Here is a 16,025-nt window from a genome sequence, read left to right on the forward strand (position 1 = left end):
ATTGTGATTGATGTAAATTGACGCGACCGAACGTTGCCGAAAAACCTCTCGTGCACGCCCCGCTGACCGCGACATTCTGCCGCAGACCCATGATCGCGGAACAGCTGTCCCGATGGAGCGTTTCTATCAGTTAGATTGGGTACTACCGGCATTCCGCCGGCGGTCCCGAGTGGGAGGAAAATCATGAAAACGCTGTTGCTCTCAATGGCCGTGCTGGCCACGAGTGCCCTCTCGGCATTTGCCGCCGAACCGGCCAAGATGGTCGATACGAAGATGGGCAAGATCCTGGCAACCGAAAAGGGCATGACCCTCTATACCTTCGACAAGGATGCCAAGGACAAGTCAAACTGCGACAAGGCCTGCCTGAAGAAATGGCCAGCCTTCCATGCCGCGGCCAAGGCCAAGGCGGAAGGCGACTGGACGTTGGTCAAGGCAGCGGACGGCAAGGAAATGTGGGCCTATGAAGGCAAGCCGCTCTACATGTTTGTCGACGACAAGATGGAAGGCGACATGAAGGGCGATGGCATGGGTGGCGTCTGGCATGTTGCCAAATAGCTGAGTCGCCTATCCGACGGGCGCGCCTTCGCGCGCCCGCTGGCGAGCTACGCCTTCACCGGAGTCTCTGGTACGGGTGTGAGCGGCTTGCCCTTCCCGAACCACTCGACGAGGTTGTCGACAACCAGATCCGCCATGGCATTCCGTGTCGGCACCGAGCCCGACGCGAGGTGCGGCAGAAGCACCGCGTTCGGCAGATCGAGCAGGTGAGTAGGGACGTTCGGCTCGTCGTAGAAAACATCGAGCCCGGCGGCACCGATGGTTCCGGACTTCAGCGCCTGAGCAAGTGCATCCTCGTCGACTGTCCAGCCGCGCCCTACGTTGATGAAGACGCCGTCAGGTCCAAGTGCGGACAGGATTTCCGCATTTATGGTCTTATGGGTCTGTGGTGTCTTCGGGACGATGGAGATCAGCGTATCGACGGCCTCGGCGAGATCCTTCAGCGACGGATAATAGCCGTACGGCGCATCGGGGTGACGCGTGCGCGTGTGATAGCTGATCTTGACCTTGAACGGCTCCAGGCGCTTGGCGATTTCCTGGCCGATCCGCCCAAGGCCGTAGATTCCGACATGCCGCCCCTTGAGGGAGAAACGCGACAGCGGATAGTTCTGCCCTGGCAGCCAGTTGCCGGCACGCAACCAGTTTTCCGCACGCGGAAACTCGCGGATCGTGTTGAGTAAGAGCCCGATCGCCGTATCGGCCACCTCGTCGTTCAGCACGTCGGGCGTATTGGTGACGATGATGCCCTTGGTCGCAGCATATTTGGCGTCGACGCCATCATAACCGACGCCGAAGCTGGAGATCAGTTCCACATTCGGAAGACTGTCGATTGCAGCCGCATCGAACGTGCCGGAGACGGCAACACCGCGAATCTTTCCGGCCGTCTCCGCGCCAAGCGTCGAGGGATTGCCCTCGATAACATCGAAGCTCTCCTTCAGGCGGGTCAGGACGCCCCCGTGTATCTTCCCTGGAACGAGAACAGCGATGCGGGACATGGCATTTCCTTTTGGCTTACCTAAGGGCGCGGGCGATGAGGACTGGTCGACTGGCGGATGCGCATCTCCGGCTTGATGAGATGGAGCCCGTCAGGCTCGTGGCTGCCGGCCAGACGATCAAGGAGCGCGCGAGCCGCAAGGCGTCCAACTTCTGCCTGGCCATTCCATACCGTCGTCAGCGCCGGCATCGAGATCGACGCTTCCTCGAGGTCATCGTAGCCGGTGACCGAGATATCCTTGCCCGGGACGAGACCGGCGCGGGCAATGCCGTTCATCAGTCCGATCGCGACGAGGTCATTCCAGCAGACGGCGGCCGTCGGCTTCTGCGGCAGCGACAGGAAGTGCACCGCCGCTTCGAAGCCGCCCTGCATCGAGCGCGGGCCGGGGATGCGCAAGCCAGGGTCGACATCTATGCCGGCCTTGCGCAGCGCGTTGACGTAACCCTGGTAACGATCACGCCCCGTCGAGGTCTGGTCGGTGCCGCCGATCATCGCGATCGAGCTGTGGCCAAGGCCGATCAGATGATTGGTGGCGAGCGAAATGCCGTAGCTGTCGTCGCCGCGGTACGTCGGAAGGTCCAAGCCGTCCAGCGAACGGGCAACCAGGATCGCCGGCATGCCATTGTCTTCGGCAAGCTGCATGTCCTCCTGCGGCGTGCCGATCGCCGGCGACATGATGACGCCATCGCCACCGAGCTGCAGCAATGTCTCGATGAAGGTGCGCTGCTTTTCGACCGAGTCGTAATGATTGGACAGGATGAAAGTATGGCGGCTGCGATCGAGCTCGCTTTCGATCGCCTTCAGGATTTCACCGTAGAACGGATTCATGATGTCGTGCACAACGACACCGATGATGCCTGAGCGAGACGTGCGCAGGCTGGCGGCGCGGCGGTTGTATATATAGCCGAGCGCCCGCGCCTGTTCCTTGATTTTGTCTCGGGTGGCGCCAGCCACCAGCGGGCTGTCACGTAAGGCAAGAGATACGGTTGCTGTTGAAATGCCGAGCGTTTCGGCGATCGTCGAAAGCTTGATCTTTTGTGCCACGTGTCCTCCCCAGGCAACGCGCGGATTTCTATGCGCTCAGCCGATGGAGCGGCCGAGCCTTATTAAAATGTTTAATTAAAAGATTAAACGCAGCGAGGCAATTCGTAATTTCACAAATTTGTCAGATTTCCTCAGGCTCGTCGAACGGGATCGCGGCCGACTGCAGATTGGCATCGATGGCCTTCAAGAGACGGACCAGATTGCGGATTTCCTTCTCTGAAAACTCCTGGGTCGCCATGTGGTCGCAGGCCGACGCTGCCGTTTCGATTGCCTGCACGCTGCCGCGACCAAGCTGGGTGAGGTAGACCTTCGTCAGGCGGGCATCTTCCGCGTCCGGCTTGCGCTCGAGGAAGCCTTGCGCCTCCATGCGTCCGATCGTGCGCGTCATGGTCGGCGCCTTGACGCCGAGTTTGTGGGCCAGTCCGCCGGCCGTCATCCCGTCGCTCTCAGCCAGGGAAAGGATCACGCCGTCCTGGCCGGCATAAAGGCCGCTTTCGAGGAGATTGCGCGATAGGACAGTTCGCATCGACCGCGCCGCCTGTGTCAAAGCCGGCGAAAGATCAACGACGGTATATTCGGTCTGGTCCTTCTTCTTGGACTTCTGCTTCTTTCCGTCCTTGTGCTTCTTCCCCATCGCCATCCCTTTGACTTTGCTGCGTTGCGCACCCCTTACGTGTGGGGAGCAGGAACATTCATGATCACCTCCCCCAAATCGATTTCGATTTAAGGGGTTATGCGCTAAGCATTGAGAACGCTGCACAATGACATTGCGCATCATTTCGTCATAAACAAGAGGTCTTAGCCGGATGACGGAGCCTTCTCGCGACTTCGCGGATAACGATACGAACCTGACGCCCGCGGACCGCCGTCAATGGATCGCCGTTCTGCCGCTTGGCGCGCATGAACAGCATGGTCCGCATCTGCCTTTCGATACCGACACCCTGATCGCGAGGGGCATCGTTGCCCGGCTCAAAGCCGCACTTCCCGCCGCCTTGCCGGCGACGTTTCTGCCCACGGAAGAGGTCGGCTACTCGGTCGAGCATATGGACGTGAAGGGCACACAAACGCTGACATATGGCGAGGCCGTCGAGCGCTGGCTGGGCATTGCCCAAAGGCTCGCGGGGACGGGCATCCGCAAGCTGGTGATGCTGAACGCCCATGGCGGAAACTCACCGCTGATGACGATCGTCGCGACCGAAGCCCGAGTCCGGTTCAACATGCTGGCCGTCGCCACCAGCTGGACGCGCTTCGGCGTTCCCGCCGGTGTCATCTCGCCCGAGGAGAAGACGATCGACATCCACGGCGGCGACATCGAGACCTCTGTGATGCTGGCGCTTCACCCCGAAAAGGTGGACATGGAGAAGGCTGCGGATTTCCCCTCCCGCCAGTCCGATTTTGCCGCCCGCTTCAAGCATCTGCGCGCCTACGGCCCGCACGCCTTCGGGTGGAAGATGTCGGATCTCAGCGCATCGGGTGTGGCGGGCAACGCATCGCGGGCGACGGCGGAAAAGGGCGAGGCGCTGATTGCGCATTCGGTAAAAGGGCTGGTCGAACTGCTGCAGGATGTCGACGCATTCGACCCGGCAGAGCTTCATTGAGGCCGCCGCCGCTGCGACGTGATCTTATAACATACGAATCCCTTTGAACTGCCGCGCGCAACTCCTTATATGTGACCGACGAATTTTCAGCCCCGCCCCCGGGCGTGCCATCTCTCGAGGTTCTTATGACCGACGCGATCCCCACCCAGCAGAAGCCAATCCCCGTTACCGTTCTCACCGGCTACCTCGGCGCCGGCAAGACGACCTTGCTCAACCGCATCCTGTCGGAGAACCACGGCAAGAAATATGCGGTCATCGTCAACGAGTTCGGCGAGATCGGCATCGACAACGACCTCATCGTCGAATCCGACGAAGAAATCTACGAAATGAACAACGGCTGTGTCTGTTGCACCGTGCGCGGCGACCTGATCCGCGTCGTCGAAGGCCTGATGCGCCGCCCCGGCCGTTTCGACGGCATCATCGTTGAAACCACGGGCCTTGCCGATCCGGTGCCGGTCGCGCAGACCTTCTTCATGGATGACGACGTTCGCGCCAAGACGGAACTTGATGCCGTCGTCGCCCTTGTCGACGCCAAGCACCTGCCGCTACGCCTGAAGGACAGCCGTGAAGCCGAAGACCAGATCGCCTTCGCCGACGTCGTGCTGATCAACAAGACCGACCTCGTGACGCCGGAAGAACTCGCGCAGATCGAGGATGTCGTCCACGCCATCAACCCATCGGCCCGTGTTTACAAGACCAGCCGCTCGGGCGTCGATCTCGCGCGCGTTCTCGATCAGGGCGCCTTCAACCTGGAGCGCGCGCTGGAAAACGATCCGCACTTCCTCGATCATGACCACGACGATCACGTCTGCGGCCCGGATTGCGATCACGACCACCACCATCATCACCATGCGCATGATCACGATCACGATCATGACCATCATCACGACGATCACGACCATGATCATGACCACCATCACCATGGCGCCGTGTCGCCGATCCACGATGTAACGGTGCAGTCGGTGTCGCTGCGCGGCGGCGAAATGAACCCCGAACGCTTCTTCCCCTGGGTTCAGAAGATCACCCAGACGCAGGGCCCGAACATCCTGCGCCTCAAGGGCATCATCGCCTTCAAGGACGACCCGGAGCGCTATGTCATTCAGGGCGTCCACATGATCGTTGAAGGCGATCATCAGCGTCCGTGGAAGGATGGCGAGAAGCACGAAACCCGCCTCGTCTTCATCGGCCGCGAACTCGACCGCGAAAAGCTCGAGGCTTCCTTCAAGGCGTGTGAGGCGGCAGCCTGATGCCGACAGTTGCCCCGTTTGATCTCGACGGCCATATCCTGGCCGTCGAATTTTTAGGTGACACTCCCTTCTTCGCCAATGCTGCTGGCACCTTTCACCGCCTCGACGGCGGCGAGAAGGTGACCGAAGCCCATCAGGGCATGCTGAGCTGCATCCGCGATCCCTATAGCGAAAGCCTGATTTCCGGCGGCGAAGACGGCAAGGTGCTGCGCATCACGGCCGACGCCAACGTCACAGAACTCGCCAATGCGCCGCGCAAGTGGATTTCCCAGCTTGCCGCCGGCCCGCAGGGCTCCGTCGCCTACTCCTACGGCAAGAGCGCCTTCGTCCGCCTCGCCGATGGTACGACCAAGGAATTTACCGAAGAACGCACCGTCGAAGGCCTCGCCTTTGCGCCGAAGGGCATGCGCATTGCCACGGCGCGCTATAACGGCGTATCGCTGCATTGGGTCGGCACCGCTGCCAAGCCCGTCGACCTCGAATGGAAGGGTGCTCATACCGGCGTCACCTTCTCGCCTGACGGCAACTTCCTCGTCACCACGATGCAGGAAAACGCGCTGCACGGCTGGAAGCTCGACAGCAAGGCCGGCGCCGAGGCCCGCCACATGCGCATGACCGGCTACCCCTCCAAGGTGAAGTCGCTCTCCTGGTCGGCGAAGGGCAAGTGGCTTGCCTCCTCGGGTGCACCGGCCGCCATCGTCTGGCCCTTCCAGGGCAAGGACGGCCCGATGGGCAAGGCACCGCTCGAGCTCGGCACCCGCGCCAACATCATGGCGACGTCGGTCAAGTTCCATCCCGTGGAGGACATCCTCGCAATCGGCTTCATCGACGGCATGATCCTCGCAGTGCGTCTCAACGACAGCAAGGAAGCGCTGCTGCGGCGCCCCGGCAAGGGCGCCATCACCTCGATGAGCTGGAGCAAGAACGGCAAGCTGCTGGCCTTCGCCTCCGAAGCCGGCGATTGCGGCGTCGTCGACATCGCGGCCTAGCCGCCATGCGCCGCGGGATGCAGCAGCCCGACGTTGTCCGGCTTGAGGCCAAACATATGCGAGACGCCGCAATGCTGCGTCGTCTCGCGCTTTCGGAGCGGCTCCCCTGGTTGTCGGATGTTCATACCCCGGAAGAAGACGAGGTTTACTGGCGCACGCAGCTTTTCCCCAACCGCACGATACTCGGCGCCATCTCGGATCAACGGCTCGTCGGAGTTATCGCGTATGGCGAAAATGAAATCGAGCAGCTCTATGTCCTCCCCGAGTTCCAGGCCAGGGGTATAGGCAGCATGTTGCTTCACCGCGCTCAGGAAGAGATGGACGAAATAGAGCTCTGGACGTTCCAGAAGAACACCAATGCGCGACGGTTCTACGAGCGCAACGGTTTTGTCGCCGTAAAAGAGACGGACGGCGCTGGCAACGAGGAGCGGGAGCCTGATGTTCTGTATCACTGGCGCCGCCCGCCGTCATTGAGTGACCAACTGAAGTCTTCGGACACTTAGCCCGCATCCGGCTTTCGCTGATCAGCTTTGGCGGCTGGCAATGATAATCTCGGCCAATACACCATGCAGGGCATCGCGATAGCCGGTGCGCGCGGATGGGCCGGTTTCCTCCGATGTCATAACAACGGTCATCCCGATCGAGGGGACGATATAAAGCATCTGGCCGCCATAGCCCCAAGCGAAATGGACCTCTTCCCCGCCGATCCGGCGTGAGAACCAGCCATAGCCGTAGTCGTCACCAGAGAAGCGCGAATTGGTACGATGCTGCCAGGACTGGGCGATCCAGTCCGCCGGAACGACCTGCGTCCCGTTCGCCGTCCTGCCGCCATTGCGGTAGAGTTCCCCGAAGGCCAGCAGCGAGCGCGCTGTCATCGCCATCTGGTTGCCGCCGAGATAGATGCCTTGCGGGTCCCGCTCCCAGGCACCTATGCGAAAACCGTCGACGGGTGCAAGCCATTCGCGGGCGAGCGCCAGCGTCGACTTCCCGCTGACCTTCGTGAGGATAGCCGAGAGAAGGTGCGTGGAGGCTGTCGAGTAAAGCATCTGACCGCCGGGCTCGTCGTCGAAAGGCTGCGCAAGCGCGAACCGCACCCAATTCTGCGAGGCAACCCAGCGGCCGTAGTTGGGACCGGAGAGCCGCCCAAGCCCCGCCTGCATGGAAAGCAGGTTGCCAATCGTGATCTGGTTGAGACGCGGATCGGGATCGGCAGGCAGGTCGCCCTTCAAGATGGGAGCGATCCGCTGATCGGGGGCCTCAAGGAGCTTCTTCTCGATCGCAATGCCGACGAGGCTCGAAATGATCGATTTCGACGCGGACTTGATGTTGACGGACTCGGTCGTTGTGTGCCCGCGATATCCTTGCTCTGCCACGATCCGACCGTCTCTGGCGACGATCACGGCTTTCAGTGGCTTGAGATCCGTGCGGGACGACAAATTCTCCAGGAGAGCTGCCGTCCGGCCGTTTTCCTGCTGCGCGAAGGCAGCAAACGGCGACAGCAGGACAACGATGAGAAGAGCGAGGCGTTTAATCATTCCGCTGAGCTAGCGTAGCCACACTCCAAAATCATCGCCAGCGCGATGCGCCTCACGCGGACGTGAAGGTTTATGATCGGTGGGCGTTCACTGATGCACGCAAGTGCGGCTGATCGACGACCGTTTCGGCGCCTTTCTGTACTTGGCGATCATGCCGCTCGGACATTTCTTGTCGTCATAAAGCACCGCTTGGCCCGGCTCCAGCGACTCCAGGGTTGGCTTCGATGTGACCGTCCGGATCGCGGCGCTTGCCGGCGCGGAGCTGGCCGCGGCGAGGAGCAAAGAAGTGAACATCAGAACCAAGATTGAACGTCCCATTTGCACACCCTCAAGTTCAACATTGCTAATTTACTATCTTACCGAAAGAAGGCCGGCACAACGAAGCCGAAAGGCGTAAGCCGGCATTCGCGTAGGCGGCCCAAGACGCCGCGCGGAGCAGTGCTTCGCGACGGCTTTGCCGGATCGGAGATGGGCGGGGAGTGCAAATGTCAGGCTGTATCGCCTGCCCGATCGCGTCAGGCTTTCGGCGCCTCGAGATCGGCAGGAGCGTCTCCCGACCCCAATTCCCCCGATGGATCTTCCACCCTGACGGCTTCAGACCCAGCCTTGGCAACCGTCATCGGGCGCCGAAATATGAACGGAAAGCGGACCGGTTCATGAACCCGGCTCCCTGCCCGATGACGAGGAGATCATAGAGCGACCCGGCGTCAGCGAGGAAAACTTCTGCCCAAACTTTCATCTACATGCTTGAATTTATTGCACATTAATGAGAACAAACCGGGAATTCCATCCCCTTCGGGGTGAAACTCAGGTGTTGCTAAAATATCATTAATTTTTGCTCTCACAGTTTTTTGTTCATCTGGCGTTCAGAAAACTCTTGGGAAAGCCGCCTTTTGAGCCCACATTGAACTCCTGAGAATAGGAGTGCATGAATGATTCTAAGGGCCACTGCCGCAGCGACTGTATTCGCGGTTTATGCTTTCACGATGTTCTTCATCGCCGCTATACCTGAAAATGTCGTTCAGACTGCCGGAACTCAAATCATCGACGCAAGCGTCGTGAAATGATTGAAGCCTGAGGGGGCAAGCAGTCGTAAAAGTTTAGGCTACGCGTTCGCCGGCTCTTCCGGCGTCTCTAAACTCGATTTCCAAAAAGCAGGAAACGAAAAAGCCCCTCCCCATCAGGGGGAGAGGCTCTGCCGATCACGCCGCCCTGCGGACCGGGGCGCTTGTCAGCATCCGTCCCGAGGGGACGATCATGCCGGCCGCGCCGTCAAGCCAGCCTTCGATGAGTTGCAGCGCCAGGAAGCGCGAACGTTCGAAAGGGCCCGGCATGACGAGGTGTTGAGCCTTCTCGGCAAAGAAGCCGAAACGCTCGTAGTAAGGGGCATCGCCGACGAGCAGGATGGCGCCGTGCCCACGGTTCTTCGCTTCCAGAATGGCGGCGCGCATCAGTGCCGAACCGACGCCCTTGCCCTCGAAGGTGGAATCGACGGCCAGCGGCCCAAGCAACAGCGCATTGATCGGCGTCGCATCGGCATTAACGCCGGCCTCGATGTTCCATAGACGGACAGTGCCGATGACATGGTTGTCGCGATCACGCGCGACAAGTGCCAGGCCTTCGGCCGGCAGGCGGCCGCGGCGAATCTTCTCCGACGACTTCTTGCGGCGGTTCGGGCCCATGGCGCGATCGAGCAGGTTTTCGCGCGCGACGACATCGCCGGGGTTTTCGGCGTCGATGGTGAAGACAGAAGGCGCAAAATATGCGCGGACAGAATCAAGAACAGCGGCCATCGTGGCCTCCCGAACTCAAAACCGTTTCAAACGGTATCGTCAGATCATTGTGAGGGTGCCGCCCCGGCTGGCTACGGGGCGAGCGTGGTCTTTACTGGCACATAAGCCTTTCTCGGATCTGCGATCCGAGGGTCATGTGCTAGATAATGTAGGCCTTCAGCGGCTCGAAGCCGTTGAACGCGACCGCCGAATAGGTGGTCGTGTAGGCGCCGGTGCCTTCGATCAGGATCTCGTCGCCGATCGAAAGGGTGAGCGGCAGCGGGTAGAGATTCTTCTCATAAAGCACGTCGGCAGAGTCGCAGGTCGGGCCGGCGATGACGCAGGGCTCCATCTCGTCGCCGTCGCGCTCAGTGCGGATCGGGTAACGAATGGCTTCGTCCATCGTTTCGGCCAGACCGCCGAACTTGCCGATGTCGAGGAACACCCAGCGAGCGGCGTCGTTGTCGGACTTCTTCGAGATCAGCACGACTTCCGTCTTGATGACGCCGGCGTTGCCGACCATGCCGCGGCCCGGTTCGATGATCGTCTTCGGCAGGTTGTTGCCGAAGTGGTCACGAAGGCTCTGGTAGATCGCACGACCGTAAGCTTCCGCCGACGGAACGTCGCGCAGGTACTTGGTCGGGAAGCCGCCGCCCATGTTGACCATCTGCAGGTGAATGCCCTGCTTGGCCAGCTGAACGAAGACGCGCTTGGCATCGGCAAGAGCCGAATCCCAGGCATCGACCTTGGTCATCTGCGAACCGACATGGAACGACACACCGTAGGACTCGAGGCCGAGCTGATGAGCGTAGACGAGCACGTCGACGGCCATCTGCGGCACGCAGCCGAACTTGCGCGACAACGGCCATTCGGCGCCTTCGCCATCCGTCAGGACGCGGCAGAACACGCGGGCGCCGGGAGCGGCACGCGAGATCTTCTCGACTTCCTCGTGGCTGTCGACCGCAAAAAGGCTGACGCCGAGCGCATGCGCGCGGGCAACGTCGCGTTCCTTCTTGATGGTGTTGCCGTAGGAGATGCGGGCAGCGGTCGCACCGGCGTTCAGCGCCATTTCGATTTCGGCGACAGACGCGCAATCGAAGTTGGAGCCCATGTCGGCGAGCAGCTTCAGGACTTCCGGAGCCGGGTTTGCCTTGACGGCGTAGTAGATGGCGCTGTCCGGCATCGCATGACGGAAAGCGGAGAAATTGTCGCGCACGACGTCGAGGTCGACCACGAGGCAGGGACCGTCGGGACGTCGGGTTGCGAGAAAGTCGCGGATGCGCTGAGTGGTCATATCAATCCCTTTTCCAATTCCAGAGCTCCGGAAAAACCGGAGGACAAAGGGCAACCAATCACTCGCCTAGGAACCAGCCGGTGGAGACCCCGGAACCTTAGCAAGCGCTTGGACTGCGCAGATGATGAATCAACGCCGCGAAAGCGACATGGATCCGGCTTTGTCTGCCATGGATTGGAGGGGGTTCCCTACCGCACTTCCGGCAATGAAGGTGTGCCTCTTCAGTAACCCCCGCTGATGGAAAGCAGGGAGAGAACAAAAAGGCCCGCACCGTCGTTGCTTCAGGCGTCCTCGCATTTTCCGGTTGGCCGGAATAGCGACTGGAGGGGTTAATTCCAGGTACCTTACCGATTTCCTCACCAATTCGAGGGTTCGGCGGACACCCATGGGCACGTGCGACTTTGGGCTGACCCCGAAATAGGAATATTCGCAGTCATAATCAAGCGGTTTTTTCGGATCTCCCGGCAGAAAATATTTGAACAATACACCGCAATTTGTTCAACGTGGCGAAACGGCCCGCAACTGGCTGATTTGAATGGCGGTTCGGCGCTTTTTTTGGGAGACCACCATGGACACGCTCACTCGCATCCGCGCCTTCATCGATGTCGTTGAAGCGGAAGGCTTTTCGGCCGCGGCGCGGCGCACTGGCCGTTCCAAGGCGCTGCTCTCCAAATACGTTCGCGAACTTGAAGACGAACTCGGCGCCCTGCTGCTCAATCGCACGACCCGCCAGTTCTCCATGACGGAAGCCGGCCACACTTACTATCGCACCGCTTCCGACATCCTGAAGGAGATCGACAACCTCGCCGATCTCGTGCGCGAGAACAACGCGCAGCTGAAGGGCCGGCTGAAGGTCTCCGTGCCTCGCACCTTCGTCGACGCCGATGTCGGCCAATCGCTGATCGATTTCGCCAGGGAAAATCCCGATCTCGCGCTGGAGATTGCCGCCGACGACCGATTCGTCGATCTCATTGAGGAAGGCTTCGACGTCGCCATCCGCGTGACCAAGCTCGAGGATTCCGGCATGATCGCCCGCAAGATCTCGGATTTCCGGGTCCATCTCTGCGCGACAACCGATTTCGTGGAACGTCATCCCGAACTCGCCCACCCCTCGGACCTCTCGAACGTCCCCTTCATCATCGACACGAACTCGCGCAGCCAGGGTAGCATTCGCTTCTACAATCCCGACAACACCTCCTTTGCTGTTGCCGTCACCGGCCCGATGGAAGTCAACAGCCCGCATGCGACGCTACGCGCGGCGCTGGCGGGTATCGGCGTTGCGTTGATTCCCGATTTCATCGCCCGCAAACCGATCGAGAATGGCGAACTGGTCACGCTCTTCAATGATTACATTCCGACCGATCGCGGCATTTATGCTGTCTATCCGCACCGGCGGTATCTGCCGGCCAAGGTGCGCATCTTCGTCGACTATCTTCACAATTGGTTCAAGAAGCACCCCTGAGCTTTGCTGTCCGGGGCCGGTCCCAATTCCGTCCCATTTTCTGGCGAGGATTCAGGGCGCAACGCGATCCCGCAATTAAGAGCACGCATGAAGAAATCGACACTCCTGATGGCGTCGCTCCTGTCGCTTCTGCCAGCCGCCGCCTTTGCGCACCCGCATGTGTTCGTTGAGGCAAGGCTCGAAATAGTCGCTGACGACGATGGCAATGTCGCGGAGCTGCGCAACGTCTGGCGTTTCGACGAGGTCTTCTCGTCCTCCGTCGTCATGGATTTCGACAAGAATACCGACCTGAAACTCGATCCGAACGAGCTGGCCGAGGTCGGCAAGACGGTGCGGGGCTCCTTAGTCGACTACGACTACTACATGAACCTCACGATGGACGGTAAGAACATCAAGGTCGAGAAGCCCGACTTGATCCATGTGGACTACAAACAGGGCCAGCTCCTGATGTTCTTCGCCGTCAAGCCGGCGGAGAAGATGCCGCTCAAGGGACAGCTGACCTTCGGCGTCTATGATCCGACGCTCTACACCTCGATCGACTTTCCGAGCGACAACGAACTGGTCCTCGTCGGCGATGGCTTCAAAAGCTGCAAGCACCAGGTCGTCCGCCCTGATGCTGACCAGGTGATCGCCGAAAACAAGCAATCCTTGACCGACGCCTTCTTCAACGACCCGACGGGAACGAACATGTCGAAGCTCTTCGCGACGCGGCTGGATCTGACATGCTGAGGCACGGGCTTCGCCCGGTTGCGCTCTGCGCCGCATTGGTGCTCGTCGCGGGCATGGCCGTTGCCCATGCACAGTCGCCGCTCGGCATCGGCACGTCGGAACCGAGCTTCCAGCCGACAGGCGGCCCGCTCGCTCCCCTCCTCCTCTACATTAATGCGCAGCAGCAGGCCTTCTATCGTGCACTCACGGGCGCGCTGCGCGCCATGCGTGAGGATTCCTGGCATCTCTGGACACTGATCGGCCTCTCGTTTGCTTATGGCGTCTTCCATGCCGCTGGCCCGGGACACGGCAAGGCGGTCATTTCCTCCTACATGATCGCCAACGAAATCGAGCTGAAACGCGGCGTGTCGATCTCCTTCGTCTCCGCCTTCCTGCAGGGACTGGTCGCCATCGCCCTGGTCGGCGGCGCATGGTTGGTGCTTCGTGGCACTGGAATAACCCTGACCGCAGCAACGCAGGCGATGGAAATCGCCAGCTTCCTCATGGTCATCCTCTTCGGCTGCTGGCTGCTGTTTCGCAAACTGCGGGTGCTTACCGCCGGCATGCCGAACCGCGAGGCCATGGCAACCTCTTCCGGTCCCGTCAGCATGATGCTGGACTGGAAGGATAATGAAGCGCAGACGCAAGGCTCGAGCTACGCCTTCGGTGAAGCCGACGCTCTTAGGGCCGGCCACAAATTCATCGCGGGAATGGCCTGCGAGACCTGCGGGCAATCGCACATGCCCGATCCATCGCTGCTCGGGGCAGAGAAGTTCAATATCCGTGAAGCCTGGTCAGCCATCATTGCCGTAGGCCTGCGCCCCTGCTCGGGCGCGCTTCTGGTGATGACCTTCTCGCTTCTGAATGGGCTCTATCTCGGCGGCGTACTGTCAGTGATCGCCATGTCGCTCGGCACTGCGATAACGGTCGCGATCCTGGCAACGCTTGCCGTCATCGCCAAGGGCACGGCGATGCGGCTTGCCGGCCGCGGCTCGGCGGCTTCGGTATGGATTGGGAATTCGATCGAAATTCTGGGCGCCCTGCTGGTGATTGCCATGGGCGCGCTGCTGCTCGGCGCCTCGCTACAAGGCTAGTCGAACGGCTGCAGCGCTACTTGCCGCGCCGGCGCTGATAGCGTGCTCTCAGCCAGAACACGACGAAGAAGGCCAGGATCAGGCAGGCGCCGACACCGGCAGCAAGATACGGCGAGTAGCTGCCGAGTGCGAGCACGATGGTCGGCATGAAATAGAGGACGATGCCGGCGGCCACGAGAATAAGGGCCGCCGCAATTGCCTGCGAACGGCCTTCCGATTTCGGAGCCGTCATACGGCTGTTTCCTTGCTGATCTCAGCACGAATGTCCTCCAGCCGGCTCCTCTGCTTGCCATCCGCGTCAAAATTGTTGGGAGACAGCCATGCCTCGAACGCCGCGTTCAGGGCGGGCCATTCGGAATCAATCATCGAAAACCACGCCGTGTCGCGGTTGCGGCCCTTGGAAATCATGTGCTGGCGGAACACGCCTTCGAAGGTGAAGCCATAGCGGGCTGCCGTTGTCTTGCTCGCCTCGTTCAGATTATCGCATTTCCACTCGTAGCGCCGGTAGCCAAGCTCCTCGAAGATATGCTTGGCCATCAGATAGTGGACTTCCGTGGAGAGCGGCGAGCGCTTCATATCAGCGCCGTGCGCAACACCGCCCACTTCGATCACGCCGTTGGCTGGATCGGCCCGCATGTAGTTTGCCATGCCGACGATCTTGCCGGAGGCATTGTCGCGGAAGATATGCGTCAGCCAACCCGATTTGGCGACCGACTGCAGCCAGTTGGAGAAATCTTCCATACCGGTAAAATCGGGCTGCGCGAAATAGCGCAGCAGGGGATTGATAGCCATGCCGCCGAGCCCATCCCACAACGCTTGCAGATGTTGTTCGCGAACATAGGGCTCAACCGTGACGAAACGGCCCTTGAGGGTTACCGGCTGCGGTGCCGGGCAACCCTTGAAATTCGATAGATCGCGCATGCGCTCCTCCAGATAAGGACACATGGCTTAGGCCAGCCGCCCGGGAAAGGCAACTGGCCGATTGGTACCCTTACAAACTGATCTTGGCGGATGACACCGTTGCCTCGATGTGATCGACAAGCGCATCGGGAAGGCCGAGACGGCCGGCCAGCAGGTCGAGATAGCCACGCTCGGCGCGCGAATCCGGTTCAATGGTCAAGCGCGATGCGGTATACAGTTCCACCCGCTGCTCCTCGGTCGCCGCGGCGGCAACCAGCGCATCGATGTCGGTCGGCTGCGACAGCTCCCGTTCGATGAAGGCCGCGGCTTCGCCACTGACATCGGCAGCCTTGATCTTGTCGAGAATGAGCGCCCGTTCACCATCGTCGATATGACCGTCGGCCTTTGCCGCGGCGATCATCGCGCGGATGAGAACGAGGACGAACTCGTTGCTTTGAGCCGGTGAAGCCGCCCCGAACCCGGAGTCAGCAGGCGGCGGCAGCACGGCCGTCTTCGGCGGCGGCGCATCGGATGGCGTTGCGGGCGCCTGCCCTGCCTGGTAATTTCTGTAGGCCTGATAGCCGAGGCCGGCGATGGCGGCCAAACCACCGATCGTCAGTGCATTGCCAGCGATACTGCGACCAGTCTTGGTTCCGAGGAGCACGGTCGCAAGCGCGCCTGCCTTCCACGGATTATCCTTGGCCATCTGGATCGCGTCGCCGGCCCGGTCCTTGACGGAACCGCCGACCCCTGGCACCTGCGAACCCAAGAACTGCTCAAGAAGCTTTTTCGCGTCGAACATTCCTCATCATCTCCCTGTCTAGAGGCCAGAG

At 60.6% G+C, this 16,025-nt stretch carries 19 protein-coding genes; 9 read left to right on the forward strand and 10 right to left on the reverse strand.

The features are described from left to right. The first annotated feature begins 183 nt into the window (after positions 1 to 183). The gene (locus tag FHT76_RS20205; protein ID WP_016557031.1) at positions 184 to 555 is read left to right on the forward strand and encodes a hypothetical protein; all 372 of its coding nucleotides are present in this window, start codon (positions 184 to 186) and stop codon (positions 553 to 555) included. A gap of 47 nt (positions 556 to 602) precedes the next feature. On the opposite strand, the gene FHT76_RS20210 is transcribed toward FHT76_RS20205, so the two are convergent. From FHT76_RS20210 to FHT76_RS20220, 3 genes are all read right to left on the reverse strand, one after another. Further along, a complete protein-coding gene (locus FHT76_RS20210) occupies positions 603 to 1,550 on the reverse strand; it encodes a 2-hydroxyacid dehydrogenase (RefSeq protein WP_259128693.1) in 948 nt (315 codons plus the stop codon). 20 nt (positions 1,551 to 1,570) lie between these two features. Then, positions 1,571 to 2,593 (reverse strand): LacI family DNA-binding transcriptional regulator, encoded by a 1,023-nt coding sequence (locus tag FHT76_RS20215; protein WP_016557029.1) that lies wholly within the window; start codon positions 2,591 to 2,593, stop codon positions 1,571 to 1,573. 121 nt (positions 2,594 to 2,714) lie between these two features. Next, complete coding sequence (locus FHT76_RS20220) at positions 2,715 to 3,227, reverse strand: MarR family winged helix-turn-helix transcriptional regulator (RefSeq protein ID WP_405049280.1); 513 nt, start codon at positions 3,225 to 3,227, stop codon at positions 2,715 to 2,717. Positions 3,228 to 3,399: 172 nt separating this feature from the next. On the opposite strand from FHT76_RS20220, the gene FHT76_RS20225 reads away from it, so the two are divergent. The 4 genes from FHT76_RS20225 (at position 3,400) to FHT76_RS20240 (ending at position 6,930) form a co-directional block, all read left to right on the forward strand. Beyond that, positions 3,400 to 4,191 carry a creatininase family protein gene (locus FHT76_RS20225; protein ID WP_183862347.1) on the forward strand — a complete coding sequence of 264 codons (792 nt, stop codon included), beginning with the start codon at positions 3,400 to 3,402 and terminating at the stop codon, positions 4,189 to 4,191. A gap of 125 nt (positions 4,192 to 4,316) precedes the next feature. After that, positions 4,317 to 5,438: a GTP-binding protein gene (locus FHT76_RS20230; RefSeq protein ID WP_183862349.1), complete on the forward strand. Its 1,122-nt coding sequence runs from the start codon at positions 4,317 to 4,319 to the stop codon at positions 5,436 to 5,438. Next, positions 5,438 to 6,427: a WD40 repeat domain-containing protein gene (locus FHT76_RS20235; RefSeq protein WP_259128689.1), complete on the forward strand. Its 990-nt coding sequence runs from the start codon at positions 5,438 to 5,440 to the stop codon at positions 6,425 to 6,427. The genes FHT76_RS20230 and FHT76_RS20235 overlap by 1 nt, the downstream gene beginning before the upstream one ends. Before the next feature lie 5 nt (positions 6,428 to 6,432). Then, entirely contained in the window at positions 6,433 to 6,930 is a 498-nt protein-coding gene (locus FHT76_RS20240; RefSeq protein WP_183862353.1) for a GNAT family N-acetyltransferase, read from the forward strand. Between the two features lie 21 nt (positions 6,931 to 6,951). Here FHT76_RS20240 and FHT76_RS20245 read toward each other — a convergent pair whose 3' ends face one another. After that, complete coding sequence (locus FHT76_RS20245; protein WP_183862355.1) at positions 6,952 to 7,962, reverse strand: serine hydrolase; 1,011 nt, start codon at positions 7,960 to 7,962, stop codon at positions 6,952 to 6,954. Between the two features lie 87 nt (positions 7,963 to 8,049). Then, positions 8,050 to 8,256, reverse strand: a complete 207-nt coding sequence (locus FHT76_RS20250; RefSeq protein WP_259185777.1) for a DUF6719 family protein — start codon at positions 8,254 to 8,256, stop codon at positions 8,050 to 8,052. 638 nt (positions 8,257 to 8,894) lie between these two features. Between FHT76_RS20250 and FHT76_RS20255 the strand changes: the two genes are divergently transcribed. Continuing rightward, on the forward strand, positions 8,895 to 9,029 hold the full coding sequence (locus tag FHT76_RS20255) for a hypothetical protein (protein WP_259128685.1): 135 nt from the start codon (positions 8,895 to 8,897) through the stop codon (positions 9,027 to 9,029). Between the two features lie 135 nt (positions 9,030 to 9,164). Here FHT76_RS20255 and FHT76_RS20260 read toward each other — a convergent pair whose 3' ends face one another. Together FHT76_RS20260 and odc2 are read right to left on the reverse strand one after the other, a co-directional pair. Continuing rightward, positions 9,165 to 9,755, reverse strand: coding sequence for a GNAT family N-acetyltransferase (locus FHT76_RS20260; protein WP_183862357.1), 591 nt, complete (start codon positions 9,753 to 9,755; stop codon positions 9,165 to 9,167). Positions 9,756 to 9,894: 139 nt separating this feature from the next. Beyond that, positions 9,895 to 11,028 carry an ornithine/lysine decarboxylase gene (gene odc2 / locus FHT76_RS20265; RefSeq protein WP_065694722.1) on the reverse strand — a complete coding sequence of 378 codons (1,134 nt, stop codon included), beginning with the start codon at positions 11,026 to 11,028 and terminating at the stop codon, positions 9,895 to 9,897. Between the two features lie 568 nt (positions 11,029 to 11,596). Between odc2 and FHT76_RS20270 the strand changes: the two genes are divergently transcribed. The 3 genes from FHT76_RS20270 (at position 11,597) to FHT76_RS20280 (ending at position 14,292) form a co-directional block, all read left to right on the forward strand. After that, a complete protein-coding gene (locus FHT76_RS20270) occupies positions 11,597 to 12,490 on the forward strand; it encodes a LysR family transcriptional regulator (protein ID WP_183755861.1) in 894 nt (297 codons plus the stop codon). A gap of 87 nt (positions 12,491 to 12,577) precedes the next feature. Further along, the gene (locus FHT76_RS20275; protein WP_183862359.1) at positions 12,578 to 13,219 is read left to right on the forward strand and encodes a DUF1007 family protein; all 642 of its coding nucleotides are present in this window, start codon (positions 12,578 to 12,580) and stop codon (positions 13,217 to 13,219) included. 53 nt (positions 13,220 to 13,272) lie between these two features. Then, positions 13,273 to 14,292, forward strand: a complete 1,020-nt coding sequence (locus tag FHT76_RS20280) for a nickel/cobalt transporter (RefSeq protein WP_246712616.1) — start codon at positions 13,273 to 13,275, stop codon at positions 14,290 to 14,292. A gap of 16 nt (positions 14,293 to 14,308) precedes the next feature. Here the strand turns inward: FHT76_RS20280 and FHT76_RS20285 are convergent, their stop codons facing one another. From FHT76_RS20285 to FHT76_RS20295, 3 genes are all read right to left on the reverse strand, one after another. After that, the gene (locus tag FHT76_RS20285; protein WP_183862363.1) at positions 14,309 to 14,524 is read right to left on the reverse strand and encodes a hypothetical protein; all 216 of its coding nucleotides are present in this window, start codon (positions 14,522 to 14,524) and stop codon (positions 14,309 to 14,311) included. Continuing rightward, a complete protein-coding gene (locus FHT76_RS20290) occupies positions 14,521 to 15,213 on the reverse strand; it encodes a GNAT family N-acetyltransferase (RefSeq protein WP_183755865.1) in 693 nt (230 codons plus the stop codon). Before FHT76_RS20290 ends, FHT76_RS20285 begins: the two co-directional genes overlap by 4 nt. Before the next feature lie 70 nt (positions 15,214 to 15,283). Beyond that, a complete protein-coding gene (locus FHT76_RS20295; RefSeq protein ID WP_183755866.1) occupies positions 15,284 to 15,994 on the reverse strand; it encodes a tellurite resistance TerB family protein in 711 nt (236 codons plus the stop codon). Positions 15,995 to 16,025: the final 31 nt, after the last annotated feature.

This window comes from Rhizobium sp. BK176 (assembly GCF_024808055.1).